General features: G+C 71.4%; 17 protein-coding genes. 7 read left to right on the top strand and 10 right to left on the bottom strand.

Going from position 1 to position 24,880, the window contains the following annotated elements:
• Positions 1-85 precede the first annotated feature (85 nt).
• Together OG322_RS28025 and OG322_RS28020 are read left to right on the top strand one after the other, a co-directional pair.
• Positions 86-1,354, top strand: a complete 1,269-nt coding sequence (locus OG322_RS28025; protein ID WP_123470252.1) for a sensor histidine kinase — start codon at positions 86-88, stop codon at positions 1,352-1,354.
• Positions 1,339-1,986, top strand: a complete 648-nt coding sequence (locus tag OG322_RS28020; protein ID WP_123470255.1) for a response regulator transcription factor — start codon at positions 1,339-1,341, stop codon at positions 1,984-1,986. Before OG322_RS28025 ends, OG322_RS28020 begins: the two co-directional genes overlap by 16 nt.
• On the opposite strand, the gene OG322_RS28015 is transcribed toward OG322_RS28020, so the two are convergent.
• Positions 1,983-3,656 (bottom strand): alpha-L-fucosidase, encoded by a 1,674-nt coding sequence (locus tag OG322_RS28015; RefSeq protein WP_206432303.1) that lies wholly within the window; start codon positions 3,654-3,656, stop codon positions 1,983-1,985. The two genes, OG322_RS28020 and OG322_RS28015, sit on opposite strands and share 4 nt — an antisense overlap.
• Positions 3,657-3,802: 146 nt before the next feature.
• The gene (locus OG322_RS28010; RefSeq protein ID WP_266412177.1) at positions 3,803-4,321 is read right to left on the bottom strand and encodes a MarR family winged helix-turn-helix transcriptional regulator; all 519 of its coding nucleotides are present in this window, start codon (positions 4,319-4,321) and stop codon (positions 3,803-3,805) included.
• 69 nt (positions 4,322-4,390) lie between these two features.
• Here OG322_RS28010 and OG322_RS28005 point away from each other — a divergent pair, with 69 nt between their 5' ends.
• The 5 genes from OG322_RS28005 to OG322_RS27985 all read left to right on the top strand — a co-directional run bounded on the left by OG322_RS28005 (position 4,391) and on the right by OG322_RS27985 (position 9,877).
• Complete coding sequence (locus OG322_RS28005; protein ID WP_266412176.1) at positions 4,391-4,936, top strand: carboxymuconolactone decarboxylase family protein; 546 nt, start codon at positions 4,391-4,393, stop codon at positions 4,934-4,936.
• Positions 4,937-5,056: 120 nt separating this feature from the next.
• Positions 5,057-7,027, top strand: coding sequence for a hypothetical protein (locus OG322_RS28000; RefSeq protein ID WP_124283875.1), 1,971 nt, complete (start codon positions 5,057-5,059; stop codon positions 7,025-7,027).
• Positions 7,028-7,103: 76 nt separating this feature from the next.
• Complete coding sequence (locus OG322_RS27995) at positions 7,104-8,009, top strand: metal-dependent hydrolase (RefSeq protein WP_123470265.1); 906 nt, start codon at positions 7,104-7,106, stop codon at positions 8,007-8,009.
• An 8-nt stretch (positions 8,010-8,017) separates the two neighbouring features.
• Complete coding sequence (locus OG322_RS27990) at positions 8,018-9,094, top strand: PDR/VanB family oxidoreductase (protein WP_185095737.1); 1,077 nt, start codon at positions 8,018-8,020, stop codon at positions 9,092-9,094.
• Positions 9,095-9,154: 60 nt separating this feature from the next.
• The gene (locus OG322_RS27985) at positions 9,155-9,877 is read left to right on the top strand and encodes a TetR/AcrR family transcriptional regulator (RefSeq protein ID WP_123470269.1); all 723 of its coding nucleotides are present in this window, start codon (positions 9,155-9,157) and stop codon (positions 9,875-9,877) included.
• A gap of 2 nt (positions 9,878-9,879) precedes the next feature.
• On the opposite strand, the gene OG322_RS27980 is transcribed toward OG322_RS27985, so the two are convergent.
• From OG322_RS27980 to OG322_RS27945, 8 genes are all read right to left on the bottom strand, one after another.
• Positions 9,880-10,230, bottom strand: a complete 351-nt coding sequence (locus OG322_RS27980; RefSeq protein WP_123470271.1) for a 5-carboxymethyl-2-hydroxymuconate Delta-isomerase — start codon at positions 10,228-10,230, stop codon at positions 9,880-9,882.
• Positions 10,231-10,308: 78 nt separating this feature from the next.
• Positions 10,309-12,345 carry an ATP-binding protein gene (locus OG322_RS27975; RefSeq protein WP_329307776.1) on the bottom strand — a complete coding sequence of 679 codons (2,037 nt, stop codon included), beginning with the start codon at positions 12,343-12,345 and terminating at the stop codon, positions 10,309-10,311.
• A 196-nt stretch (positions 12,346-12,541) separates the two neighbouring features.
• Entirely contained in the window at positions 12,542-17,869 is a 5,328-nt protein-coding gene (pulA, locus tag OG322_RS27970) for a pullulanase-type alpha-1,6-glucosidase (RefSeq protein WP_329307173.1), read from the bottom strand.
• Between the two features lie 77 nt (positions 17,870-17,946).
• The gene (locus OG322_RS27965) at positions 17,947-19,659 is read right to left on the bottom strand and encodes a carbohydrate-binding module family 20 domain-containing protein (protein ID WP_123470277.1); all 1,713 of its coding nucleotides are present in this window, start codon (positions 19,657-19,659) and stop codon (positions 17,947-17,949) included.
• A 489-nt stretch (positions 19,660-20,148) separates the two neighbouring features.
• Complete coding sequence (locus OG322_RS27960) at positions 20,149-21,207, bottom strand: LacI family DNA-binding transcriptional regulator (protein WP_123470279.1); 1,059 nt, start codon at positions 21,205-21,207, stop codon at positions 20,149-20,151.
• Positions 21,192-22,874, bottom strand: coding sequence for a glycoside hydrolase family 13 protein (locus tag OG322_RS27955; RefSeq protein ID WP_123470281.1), 1,683 nt, complete (start codon positions 22,872-22,874; stop codon positions 21,192-21,194). The genes OG322_RS27960 and OG322_RS27955 overlap by 16 nt, the downstream gene beginning before the upstream one ends.
• Before the next feature lie 105 nt (positions 22,875-22,979).
• Positions 22,980-23,858, bottom strand: a complete 879-nt coding sequence (locus tag OG322_RS27950; protein ID WP_123470283.1) for a sugar ABC transporter permease — start codon at positions 23,856-23,858, stop codon at positions 22,980-22,982.
• Positions 23,855-24,874 (bottom strand): carbohydrate ABC transporter permease, encoded by a 1,020-nt coding sequence (locus tag OG322_RS27945; protein WP_123470285.1) that lies wholly within the window; start codon positions 24,872-24,874, stop codon positions 23,855-23,857. The genes OG322_RS27950 and OG322_RS27945 overlap by 4 nt, the downstream gene beginning before the upstream one ends.
• Positions 24,875-24,880: the final 6 nt, after the last annotated feature.

The raw sequence follows: 24,880 nt of genomic DNA, 5'->3' as shown, positions 1-24,880 counted from the left end.
ACGGCTGACACCTCGGCCGCCCGAGGCGTCAGACTGTGTGCGGACCGGGGCTGCCACGAGTGCCGGCGAGGGAAGAGGGACCGATATGAACACGCCGCACGGACGGACAAGGGCCGCGCTGCTGGCCGCTGGGCGCGGGCTGGTGCTGTCGTTCGCCTCGATCGTGGGGTCGGTCACGCTGTTCGTGCTGGCGGTGGTCTCCATCTCCCTCATCCCGCTGGGAATCGGGCTGGTCACCACCCCGTACGTGCTGACGGCGGTCCGCAAGCACGCCAATCAGCGCCGGCTGCTGGCGATCACCTGGTCGGATGTCCGTATCCCGGTCCCGTACCGGCCCTTCCCGACGGATGTCCGCAGCGGGTTCACCGGACAGGTGGAGCGGACCGGGCTGATGCTGAAGGACCCGGCGACCTGGCGGGACATCCAGTGGCTCCTGGTCGACATGACGGCCGGCTATGTGGTGTCGATCCTGGCGGCGGCGCTGATGATCTACCCGGTGGAGGGCTTCGTCCTGGCGGCGGGGTTGTGGCGGGTCTTCACGCACGACCGGTACTGGTACGGGTTCGTCCCGGTCGACAGTCAGGCGACGGCGCTCGCCGCCGCGGCGCTCGGGGTGGCGCTCTTCGCTACCGGTGTACTGCTGAGCGAACGGCTGCTGCACGCGCACTTCGTGATCGCCCGCTCGGTGCTGGCCCCCACCCATGAGCAGGAGCTCGCCCTGCGCATCGACCGGCTGACCGAGACCCGGCACGAGGCGGTCGACACCGCCGCCTCGGAGCTGCGGCGCATCGAGCGCGATCTGCACGACGGTGCGCAGGCCCGGCTGGTCGCCATGGGCATGAATCTGGGCACCATCGAGGCGCTGGTCGAGAAGGACCCGGCGCAGGCGAAGAAGCTCCTGGCGATGGCCCGCGAGTCGTCCGCGGAGGCGCTCACGGAGCTGCGTGATCTCGTACGGGGCATCCATCCGCCGGTCCTCGCCGAGCGCGGTCTCGGGGACGCGGTCAAGGCGCTGGCGCTGCGGATGCCGATCGGGACCGAGGTCGACGTGGAGCTGAGCGGTCGCGCCCAGGCCCCGGTCGAGTCGGCCGCGTACTTCGCGGTCAGCGAGATCCTGACGAACGCCGCGAAGCATTCGGGCGCGGACCGGATCTGGGTGGATCTGCACGATGCGGAGGGGATGCTGAGGATCTCCGTCACGGACAACGGAAAGGGCGGTGCGTCGACCGGATCGGGCTCGGGTCTGAGCGGGGTCGAACGCCGACTCGGTACATTCGACGGCATCATGGCCGTCAGCAGCCCCGCGGGCGGTCCCACCATGGTGACCATGGAGATCCCTTGCGAGTTGTCCTAGCCGAAGATCTCTTCCTGCTGCGCGACGGCCTGGTGCGCATGCTGGAGGCGTACGACTTCGAGATCGCGGCCGCCGTCGAGACGGGACCGGAACTGACCAGAGCCCTCGCCGAGTTGCAGCCGGACGTCGCCGTTGTCGACGTCCGGCTTCCGCCGTCCCACACGGACGAGGGGCTGCAGTGCGCGCTGGCGGCCCGGCGGGCCAGACCCGGCCTGCCGGTGCTCGTGCTCTCCCAGCACGTCGAGCAGTTGTACGCACGTGAGCTGCTGGCGGACGGCAACGGCGCCATCGGCTATCTGCTCAAGGACCGGGTCTTCGACGCCGACCAGTTCATCGACGCGGTCCGCCGGGTCGCCGCGGGCGGCACCGCGATGGACCCGCAGGTGATCTCGCAACTGCTGTCGCGGCGCTCGCAGGACAAGCCGATGGGCGGGCTGACGCCGCGTGAGCGAGAGGTCATGGAGCAGATGGCCCAGGGCCGTTCGAACGCGGCGATCGCCTCGCACATGGTGATCACGGAGCGGGCGGTGGCCAAGCACACCTCGAACATCTTCGGGAAGCTCGGCCTGCCGCCCTCCGACGACGACAACCGCCGCGTTCTCGCGGTACTCGCGTATCTGGACCGCGGTTAGGACGTGGCCGGCGCGGCGGTGAGGTGCAGCGTCGTGGCCCCCAGGTACGGCTTCGCCCGTGACTCCAGCACCTTGATCCGGACCGCCGAGGCGGTGACGGCCCCGGGCAGCGGCAGGATGCGCTCGTGGCCGATGGTGGTGCCGTCGGCGATCCGCTGCCACGTCCCGTCGACCCGGGCCTCCACGGCGAACTTCTCCACCCGCTGTCCGTGCCGGATGTCCTCACGGACGGCGACCCGGTCGAAGGTGTACGGCCCCCGCCCCTGCTTGCGCACATCGGCGCCGTAGACCCTGCGCAGGCCCGCCCCGAAGGCGGTCAGCGAGGCGACGTCCTCGTCGGCGATCCGGCCGTCCGGCGCGGGCGGGACATTGAGCAGGAGCGAGGCGTTGCGCCCGACGCTCTTCTCGTACAGGTCCATCAACTGCGCGGCTGTCTTGGGCTTTTCGTCGGGGTGGTAGAACCAGCCGGGTCGGTTGGAGACGTCGGCCTCGGCCGGGTACCACTGGAGGTAGTTGATCGCCGGGTCGAGGAGCCTGGCCCGGGAGCCGATGTCGGGTTCGGTCGAGTCGTTGGGGAGACTGCCGAGCCCCGTCCATGGGTCGGTGGTGTGCGGGGTGACGCTCCACTCGGTCTCGCGGGCGACGCCGGACTCGTTGCCGACCCAGCGGACGCCCTGCGGGCCCTGGAAGACGACGGTGTTCGGCGACAGCGCCTTGACCATGTCGAACCACTGCTTGACGTCGTACTTCTGCGTGATGCCCGAGCCGGACCAGGGGTTGGCGCCGTCCAGCCAGAGTTCCTCGACCGGGCCGTACTGGGTGAAGATCTCGTACAGCTGGTTGAGGTAGTACGCGTCGTAGTCGTCCGCCTTCACCTTGAAGGCGGGCAGCTTGCCGCTCTTCACGCGGGCGGCGCGGTCGTCGCCGGGGACGAGGGTGGGGATGGTGCGCTCGGTGACGGCGCTGCCGTTGCCGAAGCGGCCCTGGCCTGCGGGGGCGCGGTCGCCGTCCGCCAGCGCCATCCGCTCGGGCAGGCTCAGCGGTTTGCCCTCGGCCTGCTTGGCCCGGATCTGCTCGACCCACTCGGCGTGCCAGGCGTGCGGGAGTTCCGCGCCGTCGGAGGGTGAGAGGTAGAGGCCGACCTTCAGGCCCGCCTTGCGGGCGGCCTTCACATAGAGGGCGACGACATCGGGGCTGCCGGGGCTGAGGGCGACCGAGTGGTCGGTGTAGCGGCTCGGGTAGAGGACGAAGCCGTCATGGTGCTTGACGGTCAGCATGACCTGTTTGATGCCGGCGGCCTTGTAGGCGCGCATCCACTGGTCGGCGTCGATGCTCTTCGGCGCGAACTGCTTCTCGTCCTCCGTGCCGGAGCCCCACTCGCGGCCGGTGAAGGTGTTCATCCCGAAGTGCGTGAAGGCGGTGACCTCCCGCTGCTGCCAGGCCAGTTGGCCCGGAGTGGGAACGATGTTCGCCGCCTTCTCGATGATCCGGCCGGGGCTGTCACAGGGCTCCACCGTCATCTGCGAGGCAGGCCTCACGGGCGCGCCGCACGGGGTGCCGGACGGTGCCGGCTGCCGAGGTGCGGGCTGCTGCGCCGTGGCGGTCACGGGGATGAGCGCGGCGGCGGCCGCCAGTGCGAGCGCGCTGAGCACATGGGTGCGTCGTGCCATGGTTCCCTCCCATTCTCGACCACGAGTGGTCGGATCTCTTGGGTACCGACGCGTGCATGTTGCCGCACCGAGGGGCCCGCGGGAAGGGCGCCTGTCACATACGTCCTATCTCTTGTGGGTAAAGTCCAAGCCTTCACCGGCCCCGGTCAGCCGTTGAACCAGCTCGTCGCGTCGAGCCTGAAGGCGTCCGCTGGGACCATGGCGCGCAGGTCGGACTCCAGGGCGGCGACCCGTTCGGCGCCGAGCGCCCGGACCCATTGGGCGCGCAGCCGGTCGAAGCCCTCGGCCGAGCGCACCAGTACGTCGATTCCGCGCGGGGAGAGCCGGACGAGTTTGCGGCGGCCGTCCTGCGGATCGTCGGCGCGCTCGACGTATCCGAGGCCTTCGAGCCGGTCGACGGTCTTCCCGGCGGCCTGCTTGGAGACCCCCAGCCGTCGGCCGATCTCGCTGGCGGTCGCCCCGTCGCGGCCCACCGCCTGGAGCGCGTAGCCGTAGGCGGGCCGCACCTCGGGGTGACCCTGTTCGGCCAGCTCGCGGTGCAGGTCGTCGATGAGCGACCGGAAGCCGGCGAACAGCAGCAGGGGCAGCTCGAAGCCCGCACCGGGGACGCCCGGAGAGACCTCTCCCGCACCCCCTCCCGGCCCCCCTTCCACGCGCTCAGCCATTGCGAAACCCGACAACCTCGTTTACCTTTTCGTCAATCACGTTGTCGAGTTTACCGCGAGAGGTCAGCCATGCCCCTATCCGCCTTCCCCGACCACACCCTCGAATCCGCTCCTGCCGCCGCCCGCCCCGCCATGGCGGCCGTGACGGCGAAGCAGGGCCGTCTGCCCGCCGCCGTCGGCCGGCTCGCCTCGTCGCCGGAGCTGCTCAACGGCTTCCTGAAGATGAGCGCGCTCTTCGAGTCGACGACCCTGGATCCGCTCTCCCGCGAGGTCCTGATCATGACGGTGGCCACCCGCAACGGCTGCCACCTCTGCGTGGCGATGCACACCGGAAAGCTCACCGCCCTCGGCGCGGACAGCGAGATCATCGCCGCCCTGCGCGGCGGGAGCCCGCTGCCGGACGAACACCTGGAGGAGGTACGGCGGTTCACCCTCGCCGTGATCGAGGCGAGCGGGGCCGTGGACGACGGCACGCTCCAGTCGTTCCTGTCGCACGGCTACACCTCCCGCAACGCGCTGGAAGTGGTACTGGGGATCGGCGCCTACACGATGTCGACCCTGGCCAACCGGATGACAGCGGCGCCCATCGATCCACAACTTATGCAGTTCGCTTGAGAGTTGGGCCGCCGTCCAGCCAAGGACCACCACGGTGCCGTCCCGTGGCCCGCGCGGCACAACGGCTCCGGGCAGGTGCGCCCGGAGTGACCATCGCACGATTCGCTCGTTCAGCTGAATGTGCGCCCACTGCCAGAGGTACCGTCAGCCGCTGCACCGGTCGATGCGGAGCAGTCCGAGGCCTCACTCGTCGAGCACTACCCGCGACTGGTCCGGCTCGGCTATCTCGTCCTGCCGCCCTCGCCGAGCCGCTCCCGGCGCGTCCTCACGGCCCATGCCCTGGCCCAGCGCTCCCTGCAGGCCGCGCGCAGGGCGGCCGGATCGCCGGACTGCGCAGGCCTCCGGCTGCCGAGCCGTCCCGGCCGCGCACCGGCGGCCGGTCCCGGTTACGCGTACGTCCGGCGGCAGGTGCTGCGCAACGCACTGGCGGCGGGGAAGCCGCGGCGGCTGCGGTGGTGGCCGCGGCGCGCGCAGCTGCCGCCCGTCCTGCCGCTGGTCTGGGGGCTGCGGCTGTTCCCGCACTCCGGCGGAGCCGAGGAACTCGCGCTGGAACAGAGGCTGTCGGCGGTCAGCGGACCGGCGCGCGCCGCGCTCGTCCTGCGTGGCCTCGACTCGCTCGCGGACTGCGAGATCCGGCGGGAGCTGGCCGCCGCGGGGGTGGCGGATCCGCACGCGGCCCTGCGGGAGGCGGACGGGGTCCCGGCGCCGTACGCGCTGCTGGCCTCGCCCGAGTTCGACCCCTGCTCGCTCCTGGCCAGGCCGCCGGACCTGCCGCGCCGCCGCAGATACGCGCGGGCCGCGCTGGCCGCCACCGCCGCGGCTCTGGTGTGCGGGACGCTGCTGGGGCTGCCGGGCGGCGGCTGGGGGCGCGGGGACCCGGCCGCGCCGCCGTACGCGCGCAATCCGGCCGCCGAGGAGGCGCTGGATCCAGGGGCGTTGCGGATGGTGACGGCGACGTTCTGGCGGCGTTCGCCGCGTACCGACTTCACCGCCTGGCCCACCCGGGGCGACCGCACCGAGGACACCCGGCTGCTGCGGCGGGCGCTGACGGTATGGGCGCGGCCGGGCAGCGGGGTCCGGACGTCGGCGACGCCGCGGACGCCCGTGGGGCCGCCGATGGGGGCACCGCAGCTGCTGTACGCGGGCGAGGTGGGCGCGTCGGCGGTGGCGCTGTTCTACGACGGGCTGCGCGTCGTGCGGTACGCGGAGCCGCGCAACGCCGATCCGTCCCGGGGCGCGGCGCTCGACTTCGCCCGGGTCGACGGGGCGGACGCGGCATCCTCGGGCGCCCTGGTCGTGGAGCGCGCGGGCGGCCGGGTCCGCTATCTGACGGCGCCCTGGGTGCGGAAGGTGTCGGTACGGGATCTGCTCGCGCCGGACCGTGCGCCGCGCGCGCTGCACCGCTCCCCGGACGGGGTGACCGACGCGCTGCTCTCCCCGGACGGGGTGACCGACGCACCGGCCGGTCCGGGCGCCCCGGGCGGCTGCCGGTCCTGGGACGCGGTCGAGCTGTCCGACGGCACGGCGGTCCGGCTGATGACGGATCTCGGTGAACTCGCCCCGGCCCGGCTGACCTCGGGCCCGCCGTCGGAGCCGCACGATGTGGCGGGGCGGGCCGAGTTCGGGAGCTGGGCGCGGACCGCGTGCCTGCTGCCCGCGGTGCGTTCGCACGGTGTGCGGTCGGTCAACTCCTGGGTGTACGCGACGCAGCCGCTGCCCGAGGGGAGCGGTTCGGCCCAGTGGCTGTGCACCCGGGCGGAGACCTGGCGGGGTACCGGGAGCCGGGTCCTCGCCCAGTTCCTGGCGCCGCCCGGCAGCCGTCCGCCGGGGGCCGTCGCGGCGCGCTCCGAGGACTCGCCCGCGTGCGGGCCGCGCACTCCGCGGGTACTGGCGGGCGTGCTGTGGAAGTCGCACGGGGGCCGGTGGTACGTGCTCGCGGCGGGCAGTGAGCAGTTCACCTCGCTGACCACGTCGGGCGGGGTGACGGGGCGCGCGCGGGGGCGGCTGCTCGCGGTGCCCGCCAGGGCGGGTGACCGGGCGGAGCTGAACGGGCGGCTCGCGGACGGCAGCCGGGTCGGGGCACTGCGGTGAGGGCCCGTCGGGGCCGGGCTCAGGAATTCGCCGCAGGCCCCTGTTCCCCGGGCCTACCCCTCAGTACATTGACAACATGTCTAACACGCAGCCAGCGGCGGTCGCGTCGGAGCGGATCACGCTCAAGGCCCGCCGGGTCTCCTTCGCCTGGGACAGGACGCCCCTGCACTGGGTGCCGGGTGATCCGTTCACCACGCACACCATCAACGTGCTCCATCTGCTGCTCCCGGCCGGGGAACGCTGGTTCATCCACGTCTACCGCCAGGTGCTCCCGTACATCCACGACGAGCAGCTGCGCGAGGACGTCATCGGGTTCATCGGCCAGGAGGCGATGCACTCCCAGGCCCATGACGACGTGCTCCCGCACCTGAAGGCGCTGGGCCTCGACCCGACCCCGTACACGGCCCAGGTCGACTGGCTCTTCGAGAAGCTGCTCGGCGACCGGACGCTGCCGCCGGGCCGGGCGCGCAGGTGGTGGCTGATGGAGCGGGTCGCGACGATCGCGGCGATCGAGCACTACACCGCGTTCCTCGGTGACTGGATCCTGAACGCCGAGGAGCTGGACCGGCGCGGCGCCGACCCCACGATGCTGGATCTGCTGCGCTGGCACGGCGCGGAGGAGGTCGAGCACCGGTCGGTCGCCTTCGATGTGTTCATGCATGTCGACGGCGGATACCGGCGGCGGGTGCGGACCTGGGCGACGGCGTTCTCCGCGCTGGCCTTCCTCTGGCAGCGCGGCACCCGGTTCTTCATGGAGAACGACCCGAGCCTGCTGGACGGCAGGGCGTCCTTCCGGCAGTTCTACCGCAGCGGCAGGCGCGGCACCCTGCCCAGCACACCCTCGATGCTGCGTTCCGTCCCACGCTATCTGAGCCGGGCGTACCACCCCACGCAGGAGGGCAGTACGGCGCAGGCCGTCGACTATCTCGCCCACTCACCCGCCGCGGTCGCCGCCGAGGCCCGCACCACGGAAGCCGGCTGACCATGCCCCTGCCCCTCCCCCGGCTGCGTACCGCCGTCGTGCTGGCCGGTGCCGCGCTGCTCGCCAAGCGGGCGATGCGCCGGCGCATCGAGAAGTCCCCGCTCTGGCCGCTGCCGGCGCTGGAGGAGCCCGTGTCCGGCCACTCGCAGCGCCGTTCGACCACCGGACGGCGGCTGCTGATCACCGAACGGTCCACTCCCGCGGACGGCGTCGTGCTGCTCCGCCTGAAGGGTTCCGGCCTGCCGCGCTGGCAGCCCGGCGCGCATCTGGACCTGGTGCTGCCGTCCGGGCTGATCCGCCAGTACTCCCTGTGCGGCGACCCGGCCGACCCGGACACGTACACCGTCGCGATCCGGCTGGCCGAGGACGGCCGGGGCGGCTCCTCAGAGGTGCACGACCGGCTCCGCGAGGGCGAGGAGGCCGAGATCCGCGGCCCGCGCAACCGCTTCCCGCTGGCGGACGCTCCCGCGTACGTCCTCGTCGCGGGCGGCATCGGCATCACCCCGGTCCTGCCGATGCTGCGCGCGCTCGCCGCCTCCGGAGCCGACTGGCGGCTGCTGTACGGAGGCCGCAGCCGGGCGACGATGCCCTTCCTGGAGGAGATCGAGGAGCTGGACGCGGACGGCGACCGGGTCACCGTCGTACCGCAGGACGAGGCGGGCCACCCGGATGTCGCCGCGGCACTGGCCGGCGCGGCGGCGGGCACGGCGGTCCACTGCTGCGGTCCGGAGCCCCTGATGGAGGCGGTCGCCGCGGCGCTGCCGCCCGGCTGCACCCTGCACGTGGAGCGCTTCTCCGCGGCGGCCCCGGACGCCACCGGCTCCGCGGCCTTCGAGGTGGAGCTGCGCCGCTCGGGCCGCACGGTCCGGGTGGCGGCGGGCCAGTCGGCGCTGGCCGCTGTGCGCGCGGAGCTGCCGCACGTCGCGTACTCCTGCGAGCAGGGCTTCTGCGGTACGTGCCAACAGCGCGTCCTGGCGGGCGAGGTCGACCACCGTGACGATCTCCTGACGGACCCGGAGCGGCGGGACTCGATGCTGATCTGCGTGTCGCGGTGCCGGGGCGAGCGGCTGGTGCTGGATCTGTAGGCGGCCGGGAGGGGACCCGGGAGCCGTGTCCCGCTCGCGCCGGTCGGTACGCTGTTCCTCATGACGACCGGGGTGCGGCGCAGGATGGGCGTCGAGGAGCGCAGACAGCAGCTGATCGGTGTCGCGCTGGAGTTGTTCAGTCACCGCTCCCCGGACGAGGTGTCGATCGACGAGATCGCCGCCGCCGCCGGGATCTCGCGGCCACTGGTCTACCACTACTTCCCGGGCAAGCAGAGCCTGTACGAGGCGGCGCTGCGGCGGGCCGCCGACGAGCTGGCGACCCGGTTCCTGGAGCCGCGCGAAGGCCCCCTGGGCGCACGGCTGTTGCGGGTGATGGGACGGTTCTTCGACTTCGTCGACGAGCACGGTCCGGGGTTCGCCGCGCTGATGCGGGGCGGCCCGGCCGTGGGATCGTCCACGGCGAACGCGATGATCGACGGGGTGCGGCAGGCGGCCTGCGAGCAGATCCTGGCCCACCTGGGAGTCGAGGAACCCCCGGCCCGGCTGGAGTTGGTCGTACGGTCCTGGGTGTCGCTCGCCGAGTCGACGGCCCTGATCTGGCTGGACGGGCGGCACATCCCGCGCGCGGAGCTGGAGTTGCAGCTCGTGCACGACTTCGCGGCGCTGACCGCCGTGAGCGCCGCGTACAACGAGGAGATGGCGGGCATCGTGCTGCGGGCCCTCGCGCAGGAGCCGGCGGACGGGCCGTTCGCAGACCTGCTGGTGCGGCTCTCCGCACTGGCACCCGCCATGCCGGCCGTGCCCGCGCAGCGGCTGCCGTAGGTTCAGCTCTTGCGGTAGGAGGGGTCGAGGTCGCGGGTCTCGGCCGAGAGGTGCAGGGTCAGCCCGTCGGTCGGCCGGATGTGGCCTGCCAGCAGTTCCAGTACCGATTCGGTGAGCTGCGCCTTGATCTCCGGGGTGCGGCCGGCCAGCAGCGCGATCTCGATGTGCACGATCGCGTTGCCGTCGGGGGCGTCCGCCACCACCGTCCCCGCGACCTCGCGGAAGCGCGTCTTGCAGGCGGCGATCTTGGTGGTGACCGTCTCGGCGATCAGCGGGTGCAGCGCCCCCGCGAAGCCGTGGAAGTCGAAGCTCTCGTCGAGCTGGGAGGAGTAGTCGACGGTGATCTGCGGCATGGCGTTCTCCTGGGCAGGGCGCGGGTGGTGACCGCCCCACTCTTCCCTTGACCGGTGAGGGTGCACAAGCCGGGCCCGCTAGGTGAGCAGTTCGCCGTGGAGCGCGAGCGCCAGGCCCGCTTCCGCGCTGTCCGCCCGGCCCCGGTCGAAGGCCCGCTGGTAGGCGGCGTCGCCGACGGCCTCGCGGGCCTGGCGTTCGCAGGCCTCGCGCAGCGGGCCCAGCTCCGGGGTGCCGCGCTGCGGGTGGCCGACCATCCGCCAGTAGAGCTGTCCGGTGCCGTACACCCGGGCGGCGTGGGCGCCCTCGCCCTGGGCGGCGACCGCGGCGGCCAGGATGTCCAGGCCGAGGGCGATGCCGAAGCTGTCGCGGAGCCGGTGCTTGCCGGCGAGCATGGACCGGGCGTGCGCGGCGGCCGCCTCGGCGCGGCCCTGGAGCAGGGCGATCAGGGCGAGTTGGTAGTCGGCGTAGCTGCGGGTCCAGCATTCGTCCATGGCCTCGCAGGCCGCGCGCAGGACGACTGCCGCTTCGGCCGCCTCGTCCAGCCGGCCGAGGCCGGTGAGGGCGAAGACGGTGATCAGGTGGCAGCGCAGCCGGTAGGCCGATTCGAGCGGGGTGCCCGCCTCGGTGCAGCGCAGCACCCGGTCCGCCTCGCGCAGGCTCAGCTCCGGCCGGCCGACCATCAGATGGGTGAGGCCGCGCAGGTACGCGGCGGCGAGGATGCCTTCGTCGCAACCGTCGTCGGCCGCCGCCCGTACGCATTCCTCACCGATCCGCTCGGCGGCCGGGTAGTCGCCCTGGAGCATCACGCAGATGCCGAGCACCCACAGGGCCCGGGTGCGGTGCGGGCCCTGTGCCGGGCCGACGTCCAGAGCGCGCTGGGCGTAGCCGCGGGTCTGCGGCAGGTGACCGCAGCAGCACCAGAAGAAGCCGATGCGGCCGGCCATCTCCTGGGCCGCGGCGGTGTCGTGGACGAGCAGGTGGTCGAGGGCCGCGCACAGGTCGGCGTGCGTGTCGGCGATGCGGTGGTACCAGCTGATCTGGTCGTCGCCGGTCCAGCCCGCGTGGGCGCTGCGGGCCAGTTGCAGGAAGCAGGCGGCGTGCTGGTCGGCGGCGGCCCGTTCCTCGCCGAGTTCGGCCAGCCACATCCGGCCGTACTCCCGGATGGTGTCCAGCATCCGGTGGCGCACGCCGTCGCGCACGACGACCGATTTGGCCACCAGCCCGCGCAGTGCCGTGCGGACCACGTCCCCGGTGAGTGGTCCCCCGGCGCAGACCTCGCGGGCCGTGGCCTCGTCGAAGTCGGCACGCAGCACGGTCAGCCGGGCCCAGAGCAGCCGTTCCAGCGGGGTGCACAGTTCGTGGCTCCAGCCGATGGTGGTGCGCAGGGTGCGGTGGCGCTGCGGCCGGATCGACGCGTCGGCGAGCAGATCGAGGCGGGAGCCGATCCGCAGCGCGATCTGCTCGACGGTGTGGCGGCCGGTGCCCGCCGCCGCGAGTTCGATGGCGAGCGGAATGCCTTCCAGCCGACGGCAGATCTCGGCGGCCGCCGCGGCGGTGCCCGATGCGTCGAACACGGTGCCCGGGGCGGCCGCGGCGGCCCGGTCCCGGAACAGGGTGAGGGCGTCGGCGGAGCCGTCGACGGGCAGCGGCTCCACCTCGACGAGCTGCTCGCCCTTGATGCCGAGGGGCTGCCTGCTGGTGGCGAGCACCGTGAGTCCGGGTGAGGTGGTGAGGATCTCGCCGAGGAGGTGGGCGCAGGCGGGGCGCAGATGTTCGCAGGAGTCCAGGACGAGCAGCAGCTGCTTGTCGGCGAGCCACTCGCACAGCACGTCCATGGGCATCCGCAGGGTGTGGTCGCTGAGCCCGACCGCGTCGGAGACGGTGGCGAGGAGCAGTCCGTCGTCGTGGAGCGGAGCGAGGTCGGCCCACCAGGCGCCGTCGCGGTAGCCGGGTTCCGCGCAACCGGCCGCGCGGACCGCCAGCCGGGTCTTGCCGACCCCGCCGGCGCCGGTGAGTGTGGTCAGCCGACGGGTGGCGAGGGCGCGTTCGATCCGGCCCAGCTCCGTCTTCCGTCCGACGAAGCTCGTGGTCTCCTCGGGGATGTAGCTCACCATCGTCACCGTCGCTGAACAGGTGGAGAGGCCGGGTCCCGGCCCCCGCGCCCGGTACGGCACCGGCGGGCCGACGAGGCGGTTGCCGGTGCGTACGGGATCGGGGCCGGGACCCGGCCGGGTGGAGTGGGAGGGCGCGCCCGGGAGTGTGCTGTTGCGGCTCTCCCCGGCGGCTGGCCTCACGGTAGACCTGTTGCGGTCAGCGCAGGGAGAACACCGCCACCGTGCGCCCCGGAACAGTGAAACTTCCCGAACTCCGCTCGTACGTCGCCTTCTTGACGGTAAGATCCGCGCCCGCCGCCTGAACGGGGTGCAGGGCGTAGTTCCTGCCCGCCAGGGCGGCGACCTTCTGGGTGGTGGCGCCGGGGGCGGCGTTGAGGACGACCACCAGCTTCCCGAGCCGCATGGTGATCACCCCGGGGGTCTCGTCCTTGCCGGAGAGCGGGAAGGAGAGCGTGGACTGCACCTGCCCGGCGGTGGAGAGGCCGAAGTCCTTCTCGGTGGCGCGGATGGTGAGCAGGTCCTGGTACGCGGCCGAGGCGCCGTTGATCTGTGCGCAGCCGGGACTGATCGCGGCATTGGTCAACAGCGGCTTCGCGTAAGGCCACTTGGCCTCGTTGTCGGCGGCGGGCGGCAGTCCGCGGCCGAAGCCGTTGCCCGCGCGGCAGTCCCAGTGCAGGGCGTTGAACCAGTCACCGCTGTCGAAGGAGTTGCGGTCCAGGGACTTGGACCGCAGCAGGTCGGTGCCGGCCTGGGAGAGCGAGGGGCCCTGCGAGAGGGTGGCCGTCGCCATGGCAAGGACCTGCATCCTGGCCCGCTCGGCTGCCGGGGTGCCGGCCGGGAGCTTGAAGGCGAGGGCGTCGTACAGCGTCTCGTTGTCGTGGGCGTCGGCGTAGGCGAGGGCGTCACCGGGGGCCGCGGCGTATCCGGCCGGGGCTCCGTTGTAGTCGACGTCCGAGCCCTTGACCGTGTGGCCGGAGGTGTCGGTGAAGGTGTAGCCGGCGAGGCTGCCGGTGAGCCCGACCTTGATCAGGTCCTGGTAGTGGAGCAGCCGGGCCTTCTGCTCGGCCTTCGTGCCGTTGTTCGCGGAGGTGTTGGGGTCGGTGTAGAGGCCGGTGGCGAAGCCCTGCACGCCGGGGTCCTCGTCGAACGGGGAGCCGCCGCGCACGGCGTCGCGGGCCCGGTCGGAGAAGGTGGCGATGCCGGTGCCGGCCATGTTCTTCTGGGTGGCCTGGACGAAGCGGGCGTCGTCGGCGATCTCACCGAAGTTCCAGCCCTCCCCGTACAGGATGATCTTCCTGCCGTCGACGCCGTCCTTGGCGACGGTCAGGGCGTCGAGGGCCTTGCGGACGGCCAGGATGCCGGCCTTGGGGTGGTGTCCCATCAGGTCGAAGCGGAAGCCGTCGACCTTGTACTCCCTGGCCCAGGTGACGATCGAGTCGACGACGAGCTTGCCCATCATGGTGTTCTCGGGTGCGGTGTTGGCGCAGCAGGTGGAGGTGGCGACGGTGCCGTCCTCCAGCAGCCGCTGGTAGTAGCCGGGCACGATCCGGTCGAGGACGGATTTGCCGTCCTGGCCGGCGGCGACGGTGTGGTTGTAGACGACGTCCATGACGGTCCGCAGACCGGCGCCGTTCAGCCCCTGCACCATCTGCCGGAACTCGACCGTGCGCCGGGTGCCGTCCGGGTCGGAGGCGTAACTGCCTTCCGGGACGGTGTAGTGCAGCGGGTCGTAGCCCCAGTTGAACGCGTCCTTCGCGGCGGCCTTCGCCACACAGGCCTGCTGCTGTGCGGAGTCGGGGGCGTAGACGGACAGGTCGCAGGCCGGCTTCTGCTGGTCCTTCTTCTTCTCGGGAACGGTGCCGATATCGAAGGCGGGCAGCAGGTGGACATAGCTGGTGCCGGAGTCGGCGAGCTGCTTGAGGTGCTTCATCCCGTCGGAGCGGGTGTCGGTGAAGGCGAGGTATTCGCCGGGGTGCTTGGACGTGGGGTCCGCGATCGAGAAGTCGCGGATCTGGAGCTCCTGGATCTGGGCGTCGCGCAGCGGCACCGCGGCGGGCTTGCGCAGCCCGTCCCAGCCCTTGGGCGCGAGCTTGCGGTCGTCGAGGTCGACCACGAGGCTCCGGGCGGAGTCGGTGGTCAGCGCGGTGGAGTAGGGGTCGGTGACCTTGTTGGTGACGAGTTTCTGGACGGTGGGCGCCCAGACCTTCACCACGTACCGGTAGGGCTTGCCGTTCCAGTCCCGCTTCCCGGTGACCGACCAGACGCCGGTGCGGTCGTCGCGCCGCATCGGGACGGTCCTGTCGCCGAGTTCGAGCGAGACCGTGCGGGCGGTGGGCGCCCAGACGGACAGCGTGGGGCTGCCGCCCCGGAAGACCGGGCCGAGCGAGGCGCTGCTCGCCGGCTTCCCGTAGAGATCGTCGAGCACGCCGGCGCTCTGCACCCCGGTGGCGGCGAGCAGGGCGCCGTTGGCCGCGCGCTGGGTGGCGATCAGCTGGCCGCGCAGGGCGTCACGGACGCGGTCCCGGTCGCGGGCGTCCACGGTGAACGCCGGGTAGTCCTTGAGGTGCGGGTACTTCGCCTTCTGCGCGTCGGTCAGCGCGGACGGACTGAGCCGCAGCCACTGGCCCTCGTCGGAGAGTGCGCCGTCGGTGACGGAGATCCCGCCGTTCCTCGCGTAGACGAGCTGCTGGCTGGTGGCCTCGGTGGCCTTCACCTTCCAGACGACGGTGGCGGAGTCGATCCACTGGGCCTCGGCCTTGGTGAGGTCGGGGGCGGGGACGCCGCCGGTCTGCGGGAGGAGGTAGCCGGGTGTGCCGCCGAGCATCCACACCTCGTGCCCGTGGCTCGCGATGTCGAGGGACTGGTCGCTGGGCAGGTCCTTCTCGTCGCCCCGGTGCAGGATGTAGCTGAGCGAGGTGGCCCCGTCGGTGAGCGGGACCTCGAACGTGAGACCCGATGCGTCCCTCTTCACCGGCTGGAGCGGCTTGGCCCAGTCGGTGGGCTCCTTGGCGCCGGTCCAGGTGTGCAGCCCCCAGCCGTCGTAGTCCCCGTCGGCCCGGTAGTAGTGCAGGACGGCCTTGCCGGTGTCCTGCGGCGGGTAGGCACCCTCGGGGGCGGTTTCGGCCTGACCGTCCTCGCCCTGCTCGATCCAGACCTGTCCGGTCCTCGCGAGCTCGACGGCGCGCTCCGGCCCGTCAGCGGTGCCGCTCCTCTCGACGGTGTACGGGACCGAGGAGGCACCCTCGGGCACCTTGATCCAGGCGAAGGCGCCGTAGGCGTCCCGCCCGGTGAAGTCCGCGGCGCTCTCGCCGGACCTGGCCTGCCAGCCGTCGTAGTCGCCGTCGGCGCGCTTGTAGTGGACGACGGCGTAGTCGCGTTCGACGGCGACGGGCTTCGCCGGGGCGGCCGCCTGTCCGGCGGTGGACGAGGCGAGCGCGCTCGCGGTGCGCCCGGCACGGTCGACCACAACGGCCTTGTAGCGCAGGGGTGTTCCGGCGGCGGTGGTGTCGCCGATGGTCTGGGTGACCTTGTACGGGGCGTGGTCGGCGGACCCGAGCGTGGTCCACTTCCCGTTGCCCTGCTGGGCGGCGAAGACGACCCGGTTCAGGGAGCCGCCGTCCACGTCGGCGGAGAGCTCGACGGTGCCGGTGGCTCCGGCGGCCGGTGCCTTCAGGGAGATCGCCGGCCTGGCGGCGGGGGCGCCCAGCGGCTTCCCGGCGCGGAGCACGATGCTGGACAGGGCCGGCACGGTGACGGTGACCTTCTTGTCCGCGCCGCTGCGGACCGTGCCGGAACCGCCGTACAGCGTACGGAAGTCCATCCGGGCGGACTCGGTGGGCAGCTCGACGGTCTTCGCGCCGGCGCCGTTGTTGGTGGCGACGACGTACTCGTTGCCGCGCTCGGGGTCCGTACGGGAGAAGGCGTAGACGGAGCCCTCGGCGTACCGCTCGGTCTGGACGCCGTCCCGCAGCGCCGGGTTCTTCCTGGTCAGCTCGGAGAGAGCGGCGATGGAGCGGTAGATGGGGTGCTGGGTGTCGTACGCGTCGGAGGCGTGCGTACGGTCGGTGCCCAGCTCGTCGTCGTCGAGGTAGTCGGCGGTCTTCGAGGCGAACATGGTCTGGCGGGCGTCCTTGTCACCGCCGGCGCCGGTGAAGCCCTGTTCGTCGCCGTAGTAGACGACGGGGTTGCCGCGGCTGAGGAACATCACCTCGTTGGCCAGCCGGGCCCGCTTCACCAGTTCCGCGTCATCGGCCTTCGGGTTGTCCTGCTTCAGGAAGGTGCCGATGCGGCCCATGTCGTGGTTGCCGAGGAAGGTCACCTGCTCGTAGGCGTTGGCCTTGTCGGTGGTGTACCGGTAGTCGTCGCCGAGGACGGCGGCGAGCTTCGAGGCTGGGGCGCCCTGCGAGGCGTACTGGCGGGCCGCCTCCTGGAAGGGGAAGTCGAGGGTCGCGTCGAGCCGTCCCTGGGTGACGTAGGGCGAGGTGATCGCGGTGTCGGCGGAGTAGACCTCGCCGAACATGAAGAAGTCGTCGCGGCCGTGCTTGGCCGCGTACGTGTCGAGGGCGGTCGCCCACTGGGTCCAGAAGTCCAGGTCGACGTGTTTGACGGTGTCGATGCGGAAGCCGTCGATGTCGAAGTCGCGGACCCACTTCTCGTAGATCTTCTCCATGCCGGAGACGACCTCGGGCCGCTCGGTCCACAGGTCGTCGAGCCCGGAGAAGTCGCCGTACGTGGTGGACTCGCCGGCATAGGTCGAGTCACCGCGGTTGTGGTACATCGTCGGATCGTTGAGCCAGGACGGCGTCTTGCCGCCGGTGGTGACCGGCTTGTACGGGAAGGAGTCGGCGTCCGTCTTCGCCATGCCCGCGCTGTCGTCGAAGGGGCGGCCGTTCCGGTCGAGGTACGGGTAGGCGCCCTTGGGCTTGTAGCCGTAGGTCTTCTCGGCGTAGTCGACGGTGTCGGCGGTGTGGTTGGTGATGACGTCGAAGAAGACCTTCATGCCCTTGCCGTGGGCCTTGTCGATCAGCTTCGTCAGGTCGGCGTTGGTGCCGAAGTGCGGGTCGACCTGGGTGAAGTCGGTGATCCAGTAGCCGTGGTAGCCGGCCGAGGCGTCCTTGCCGGTGCCCTGGACGGGCCGGTTCCTGAAGATCGGCGCGAGCCAGATGGCGGTGGTGCCGAGCCCCTTGATGTAGTCGAGCCTGCTGGTCAGCCCCTTGAGGTCGCCGCCCTGGTAGAACCCCTTGTCGGTGGGGTCGTAACCGGTCTCCAGCCGGGAGCCGGTGAGCCCGCCCCGGTCGTTGCCGGTGTCGCCGTTGGCGAACCGGTCGGGCATCACGAAGTAGAACTGCTCACGGGTCAGATCGTGGCGGGCGGGCTGTGCGGCCAGCTTGGCGTCCGACGGCGCGGCGGGGGGCCCGGCCGCGGCGGCGGGCAGCGCGGGCACGAGGGCCGCGCACAGGGCGGCCGCGACGACGGCGGCGGGCGCCGCTCTTCGCGCGGGCACGCGCGGGGACGGACGTATCACTCGGGTTCTCCTCGAAGGGGTGCGGATGCGGGGCCGGACGGGCCGGTGCGGCCCGTCCGGCGGGCGGGGCGGGGAGGTCAGCTCCGCCAGACGTCACCGGTCAGCGCGGCCTTGCCGGAGGACGGCACGGTGGCCGTGCGGTTGGCACCGCTCTCCCAGGTGACGTTGCCGCTCGCGTCCTTGCGGACGTACTTGTACTCGAACGACGTACCGGCGGGCAGGCTCACATCGAGCTTCCAGACCGGGTACGTGGCCGGGTCGAGCTTCAGCGCGGCGGCGGGGTTCCAGTTGCCGAGGGCGGACTGGTTGCCGGTGACGTAGATGTTCTGGCCGAGCTGAGTGGTGGCGTTGACACCGAAGGTGGCGCCGGAGGTGCCCGTACCGGGATCGGTCTGACCGGTGCCGCCGCCGGAGCAGGTGCGGGCGCCGGTCTGGAGGGCGAGGGCCGTGTTGGCGCCGAGCGTGGCGGTGAACTGGCCGGAGCCGTTTACGGTGACGCCGTTGCCGGACTGGATGTCGCAGTAGTCACCGGCGGGCAGCGAGGTCTGGAACGTACGGGTCAGCGAGGAGCCCTCGTGGTTGATCGCGACGTACGCCTTGGAGCCCCGGCCGAACGCGATCTGGTCGCCGCCGTTGTCCCACCAGTTGGAGACGCCCTCGCCGCGGGCGGTGTTGCGGAAGCCGACCATGGAGGCGATCTCGCGCCAGGCGTGCTGGCACTTCCAGCCGTCGCTGTAGCAGGCGTTGACCGTGCCGCCGCCCGGCGGACCGGCGTCCTTGTCGGACCACTCGTAGCCGGAGTGAACGTCGGGCGAGCCGTAGGGCCAGGCCAGCATGAAGACACTGGCGAGCGTGTAGTTGGCGCCGTCCTTGTAGCTGAGGGTGTCACCGCCGCGCTCGGTGTCGTGGTTGTCGACGAAGACCGCGGCCTTCGAGGAGGACATGAAGCCCCAGCCCTCGCCGAAGTTCTTCAGGTTGGCGAGGTTCTCGTTGTTGAAGACCTGCTTGAGGCTGCGGGCGTAGCGGAATTCCTGGACGTCCCCCGTGCCCGCGTACTCGTCGGGCGAGACGGCCTCGCCGGCTCCGTAGATCGCCTCCTGCTTCCAGTAGGCGCCGGAATTGCTCAGCCGGGACTTGATGTTGGCGAGGTCGCCGGCGGGGATGTGCTTGGCCCCGTCAATACGGAAGCCGTCGACGCCGAGCGAGAGCAGGTCGTTGAGGTATCCGGCGATCCTGCCGCGGACGTACTCCTCACCGGTGTCCAGGTCGGCCAGGCCGACGAGTTCGCAGTGCTGGACGTTGTAGCGGTCCTGGTAGTTGCTGATCTGCGCGGTGCAGTCGTCCATGTCGGGCGCGGAGTACAGACCGGGGTAGTCGTACTTCGTGTACGAGGAGCCGCCGGTGCCGGTGCCCGAGCCCGCCGACATGTGGTTGATGACGGAGTCCGCGACAACCTTGACGCCCGCGCTGTGGCAGGTGCTGACCATGTTGGCGAACGAGCTGCGGTCACCGAGCCGTCCGGCGATCTTGTAGCTGACCGGCTGGTACGAGGTCCACCACTGCCCGCCCTGGATGTGCTCCTGGGGCGGCGAGACCTGTACGTAGCCGTATCCGGCCGGGCCGAGGGAGTCCGTGCACGCCTTGGCAACGGAGTCGAACTTCCACTCGAAGAGAACGGCGGTGACGTCCTTGGTGCCCGGCGTGGCGGCCTCGGCGCTCGTGGCGGGGACCACGAGTGCGGCGGCGCCCGCTATCAGGGCGAGCGCCGCGGACAGGGGTCTGCGTGCCATGTCTTTCCTCCTGCGGTGGGGGAAACGCGGGTGACGGTGCAGCCTCATACGGCAACGCGCCCTGCCCTCAAGGCTCCTGAATGTTCTTGCTGCAAGAATGCAAACCTTGCCGCGGTGCGACCGTACGAGCCCGTCAGGTTCCGGTCAACCCTTTGGACATGAGCTGCTCATATCCCGCTCACACCCGCGAAATACTGCAGATTTCTTCCTGCAAGCTCTTACGCAAAACATTGCAGCCCTGTTACGTTTCTCCCGACTCCGGTCCGGTCGGCCGGGGGTCCCGTTACCCCGGGCCCCACGCGCCCGTCCGGCCGGGCCGGTCACGGACAAGAGGGGCACCTGGGGTCACACTCCCCGCCGACCCATCCGGGTCGACTCCTGGTGCCCCTCCTGCACGCCCGGACGCATCCGGAAGCACCCGCACGCACGGCGAGGCCCGGGATCCCCCCTCCGGACCCAGGACCTCGCCGCACGGCTCCGCCGTGTACCTCAGGCGCTGCGGAGCGCCGCGGTCGACCCCCGTACCACCAGCTCCGGCTGGAACACGTACTCCGTGCGCTGTACGGGGCTTCCGCCGATCTCCTCCAGCAGGGCGCCCACCGCGGCCGCCGCCATCGCCTGTACGGGCTGGCGCACCGTGGTCAGCGGTGGGTCGGTGAACGCGATCAGCTGCGAGTCGTCGAATCCGACGACGGACACGTCGCGCGGCACCACCAGTCCGCGGTCCCGGGCGGCCCGCACCACGCCCAGCGCCATCAGGTCGCTGCCGCAGACGATCCCCGTGCATCCGCGGTCGAGCAGTGCGCCTGCCGCCACCTGGCCGCCCTCGACGCTGAACAGGGTCGAGCACACCAGGAGTTCGGCCTCGGCGCGGTCCATACCGAGCAGCGACACCGCGGCGTCCACGAAGCCGTCCCGCTTGCGGCGGGAGGGCACGTAGCGCTGCGGACCGATCGCCAGGCCGACCCGGCGGTGGCCCAGTTCGGCGAGGTGCCCCACGGCCATCCGCACGGCGGCGGTGTCGTCGGGCGAGACGAACGGGGCGCTGATCCGCTCGTTGTAGCCGTTGATCAGGACGAAGGGCACGCCGCGGTCGGTCAGCGCGGCGTAGCGCGCCGGGTCGGCCGAGGTGTCGGCGTGCAGCCCGGAGAGGAAGACGATGCCGCCGACGCCGCGTTCGACGAGCTGCTCGACGAGTTCGTCCTCGGTGGCGCCGCCGGGCAGCTGGGTGCAGAGCACCGGTGTGTAGCCGTGGCCCGCCAGGACCTGTTCGACGGACTGCGCGAACGCCGGGAAGATCGGGTTGGTGAGTTCGGGCGTCACCAGTCCGATCAGTCCGGCGCTGCGCTGCCGCAGCCGTACCGGGCGCTCGTAGCCCAGGATGTCGAGCGCCGCGAGCACCCGCTGACGCGTGGTGTCCGCGACGCCCGGCTTGCCGTTGAGCACCCGGCTGACGGTCGCCTCGCTGACCGAGGCCTGTCCGGCGATGTCGGAGAGCCTCAGCGAGCTGCCGGTCCTGGGCGGGGGGACGGTCACACCGTCCACCACACCGTGGTGTCGGCCGGGAGCTCGATCTCGGCGCCGTCGGTGGTGACCGGGGCGCTGGACAGCAGGACGGTGCCGCGTACGGGGATGCGGACGGCGGAGCCCGTCGTGTTGACGGTGCAGACGAAGCCGGGGCGGGCGAGGATCAGCAGTCCCTCGGGGGCGTCCAGCCACTCCACCGCGGTGCCCGCGCCGAGTCCGGGGTGCACCCGGCGGGCGGCGATCGCGGCCCGGTACAGCTCCAGGGTGGAGCCGGCCGCACCGGTCTGGGCCTCGACGCTGAGCTCGCCCCAGCCGACGGGCTGCGGCAGCCAACTGCCGCCCTCGCCGAAGCCGTACGAGCTGCCCTCGCGGGTCCACGGGATCGGCACCCGGCAGCCGTCGCGGAAGCCGTCCTGGCCCTCGGCCCGGAAGAACGACGGGTCCTGGCGGGCCTCGTCGGGCAGGTCGGTGACGTCGGGCAGGCCGAGCTCCTCGCCCTGGTAGACGTAGGCGGAGCCGGGCAGCGCCAGCATCAGCAGCGTGGCCGCACGGGCCCGCCGCAGGCCCAGCTCGCGGTCGCCCGCGGTACGGATCTGGGTGCCGAGGCCGGGCGGGTTGGCGAACCGGGTGGCGTGCCGGGTGACGTCGTGGTTGGAGAGCACCCAGGTGGTGGGGGCGCCGACGGGGCGCATCGCGTTCAGCGAGGTGTCGATGACCTCGCGCAGCGCCTTCGCGTCCCAGGCGGTGGCCAGGTACTGGAAGTTGAAGGCCTGGTGCATCTCGTCGGGGCGCACGTAGTTGGCGGTGCGCTCGACGGTCGGGGTCCAGGCCTCGGCCACCGCGATCCGGTCGCCGGGGTACTCGTCGAGGATGGTGCGCCAGCTGCGGTAGATCTCGTGCACACCGTCCTGGTCGAAGAACGGCAGTACGCCGTCACTGGTTCCGAGCAGCTTCAGCTGGTCGTGCGAGCCCAGGTCGGGCAGGCCCTCGGCCTTGACGAGGCCGTGCGCGACGTCGACCCGGAAGCCGTCGACGCCCATGTCGAGCCAGAAGCGCAGGATCGAGCGGAACTCGTCGGCGACGGCCGGGTGTTCCCAGTTGAAGTCGGGCTGCTCGGGCGCGAAGAGGTGGAGGTACCAGTCGCCGGGCGTGCCGTCCGGGTCGGTGGTCCGGGTCCAGGCCGGTCCGCCGAAGATGGACTCCCAGTCGTTGGGCGGGAGTTCGCCGTCGGCGCCCTTGCCGGGGCGGAAGTGGTAGCGGTCGCGCAGGGCGGAGCGGGGGCCCTCGGCGAGCGCGCGCTTGAACCACTCGTGCTGGTCGGAGGAGTGGTTGGGCACCAGGTCGACGATGATCCGCAGGCCCAGGTCGTGGGCGTCGCGGATCAGGGCGTCGGCGTCCAGCAGGGTGCCGAACATCGGGTCGATGGCCCGGTAGTCGGCGACGTCATACCCGGCGTCGGCCTGCGGGGAGGCGTAGAAGGGGCTGAGCCACACCGCGTCGACGCCGAGGTCCCTGAGGTACGGGAGCCTGCCGCGTACGCCTGCGAGATCGCCCATGCCGTCGCCGTTGCCGTCGGCGAAGCTGCGCGGATAGACCTGGTAGATCACCGCGTCCTGCCACCAGCCGGTGCGGTGGCCCGGGGCGTCGGTGGACGTGCCGGTGGAGGGGGCAGCGAGGTGCTGGGTCATGTCGTCCCTGGGGTGTCTGGGTGGGGAGCGGCGCCGGGACCGGGTCGGGATGCCGGCGCCACCGTGACTGGTGCGTGCGGGTCGTACGGTCGTGCTGCGCGGACGTCAGCCCTTGACGGCTCCGGCGGACATGCCGGTGACCAGGTGCTTCTGCGCGAACAAGAAGACCAGGGCCGCGGGTATCGCGATGAGCACGGACGCGGCGGTCATCGGACCCCACTGGGCCCCGTACCGGTTGACGAACAGCTGGAGTCCGCCCGCGAGCGTGAGGTTGTCCTCGCCGACCATGAAGGCGGAGGCGTACGCCACTTCACCCCATGCGGTGATGAAGGAGTAGAACGCGGTGACGGCGAGACCGGGCTTGGCCAGCGGCAGGATGAGCCGCCAGAACGTGCCGAACGGGGTGAGGCCGTCGACCTGCCCCGACTCGTCGATCTCGCGCGGGATGGTGTCGAAGAAGCCCTTCATCATCCAGGCGCAGAAGGGCACCGAGATGGTGAGGTAGGTGATGACCAGACCGGCGGGCTTATTGAGCAGCCCCATGCCCGCCATGATGTTGTAGATCGGCACGATGAGGACGGCGACCGGGAACATCTGGGTGATCAGCAGCGTCCACATCAGCCCGCGCTTGCCGGGGAAGCGGAAGCGGCTGACGGCGTAGCCGGTGGAGGCGGAGACGATCACGCCGACGAGCGTGGTGAGGCCGGCGACGACCACCGAGTTGCCGAACCAGGTCAGGAACTTCGTGTTCTGGAGCAGGTTCGTGTAGTTCTCGATCGTCGTCTCTTTGAAGAAGTCCGTGGTGGTGGCGAACTCGGCGGGCTTCAGCGAGGTGAGCAGGACCCACAGCACGGGAAAGACGGCGATCACGGACGCGACGACGAGCGTCAGGTGCAGTGCGGTGGAGGCCAGCGGCGAACGCTCGCCGCGCAGCCGGACCTTGGGCGCGGAGTGCCGCGCGGAGGGCGCGGGGGCCGTGGTCACCAGTCATCTCCCTGTGTGCGGAGGACTCGCCGGTACACAGCGGCGAAGAGCATCAGGAGTACGAGGATCAGCACACCCCACGTGGAGGAGAGCGCGAAGTCGCGCGGGCTGATCTCGAACGAGAACTTGTACGCCTGCGTCACCAGGATCTGGGTGGCGTCTCCGGGTCCGCCGCTGGTCAGCAGGAAGATCACCGGGAACATGTTGAAGGTCCAGATGGTGGAGAGCAGGATCACCGTCGTGGAGACCGGGCGCAGTCCGGGCAGCGTGATGTGGCGGAAGCGCTGCCAGGCGGTGGCGCCGTCCATCTCGGCGGCCTCGTAGTGCTCGCTGGGGATGGACTGGAGCCCGCCGAGGAGGGCGACCATCATGAACGGCACGCCGAGCCACACGTTGACGGCGATGACGGAGAACTTGGCCCAGGTGGGGTCGTTGAGCCACGGGATGCCATCGAAGCCGTTCCCCGAGAGGATCTTGTTGAGCAGCCCGCGGTCCTCGTTGTAGAGGAAGCGCCAGGCGAAGACGGAGACGAAGCCGGGGATGGCCCAGGGCAGGATGAGCGCCATCCGGTACGCGGAACGACCGGCGATCCGGCGGTTGAGGATGTTGGCGAGCCCCATGCCGAGGGCGAAGGTGATGGCCACACAGGAGACCGTCCACACCAGGGTCCAGCCGAGCGTGCCGAGGAACTCGTTGCCCGAGATCACGTCGGTGTAGTTGTCCAGACCCACGAACTTGTACGTCGCGGGGATGTGGTTGACACCGATGGACCGCTCGACGTTGCGCTCGTTGGCGTCGGTCAGCGACAGGTAGATGCCGCGGACCAGCGGATACCCGATGATCACGCCGATCACGATGACGACCGGGGCGACCATGGTCCAGGCGTACCAGTGGGTCGACAGCGCCCGCCGGAGCCTGCCCGGGGGCGGAGGGTTACCAGTACCGCGGCTCCGGCCGCGGGCGACGACGTCGTCGCCCGCGGCCTTCGCCACCGACTGGCTGGTGTGGACAGCCATCAGCCG

It is taken from the genome of Streptomyces sp. NBC_01260 (genome assembly GCF_036226405.1).
Lineage (GTDB): Bacteria > Actinomycetota > Actinomycetes > Streptomycetales > Streptomycetaceae > Streptomyces > Streptomyces laculatispora.
Note: the sequence above shows the minus strand (reverse complement) of the source record. Positions and strands in the feature narration are given on the sequence as shown.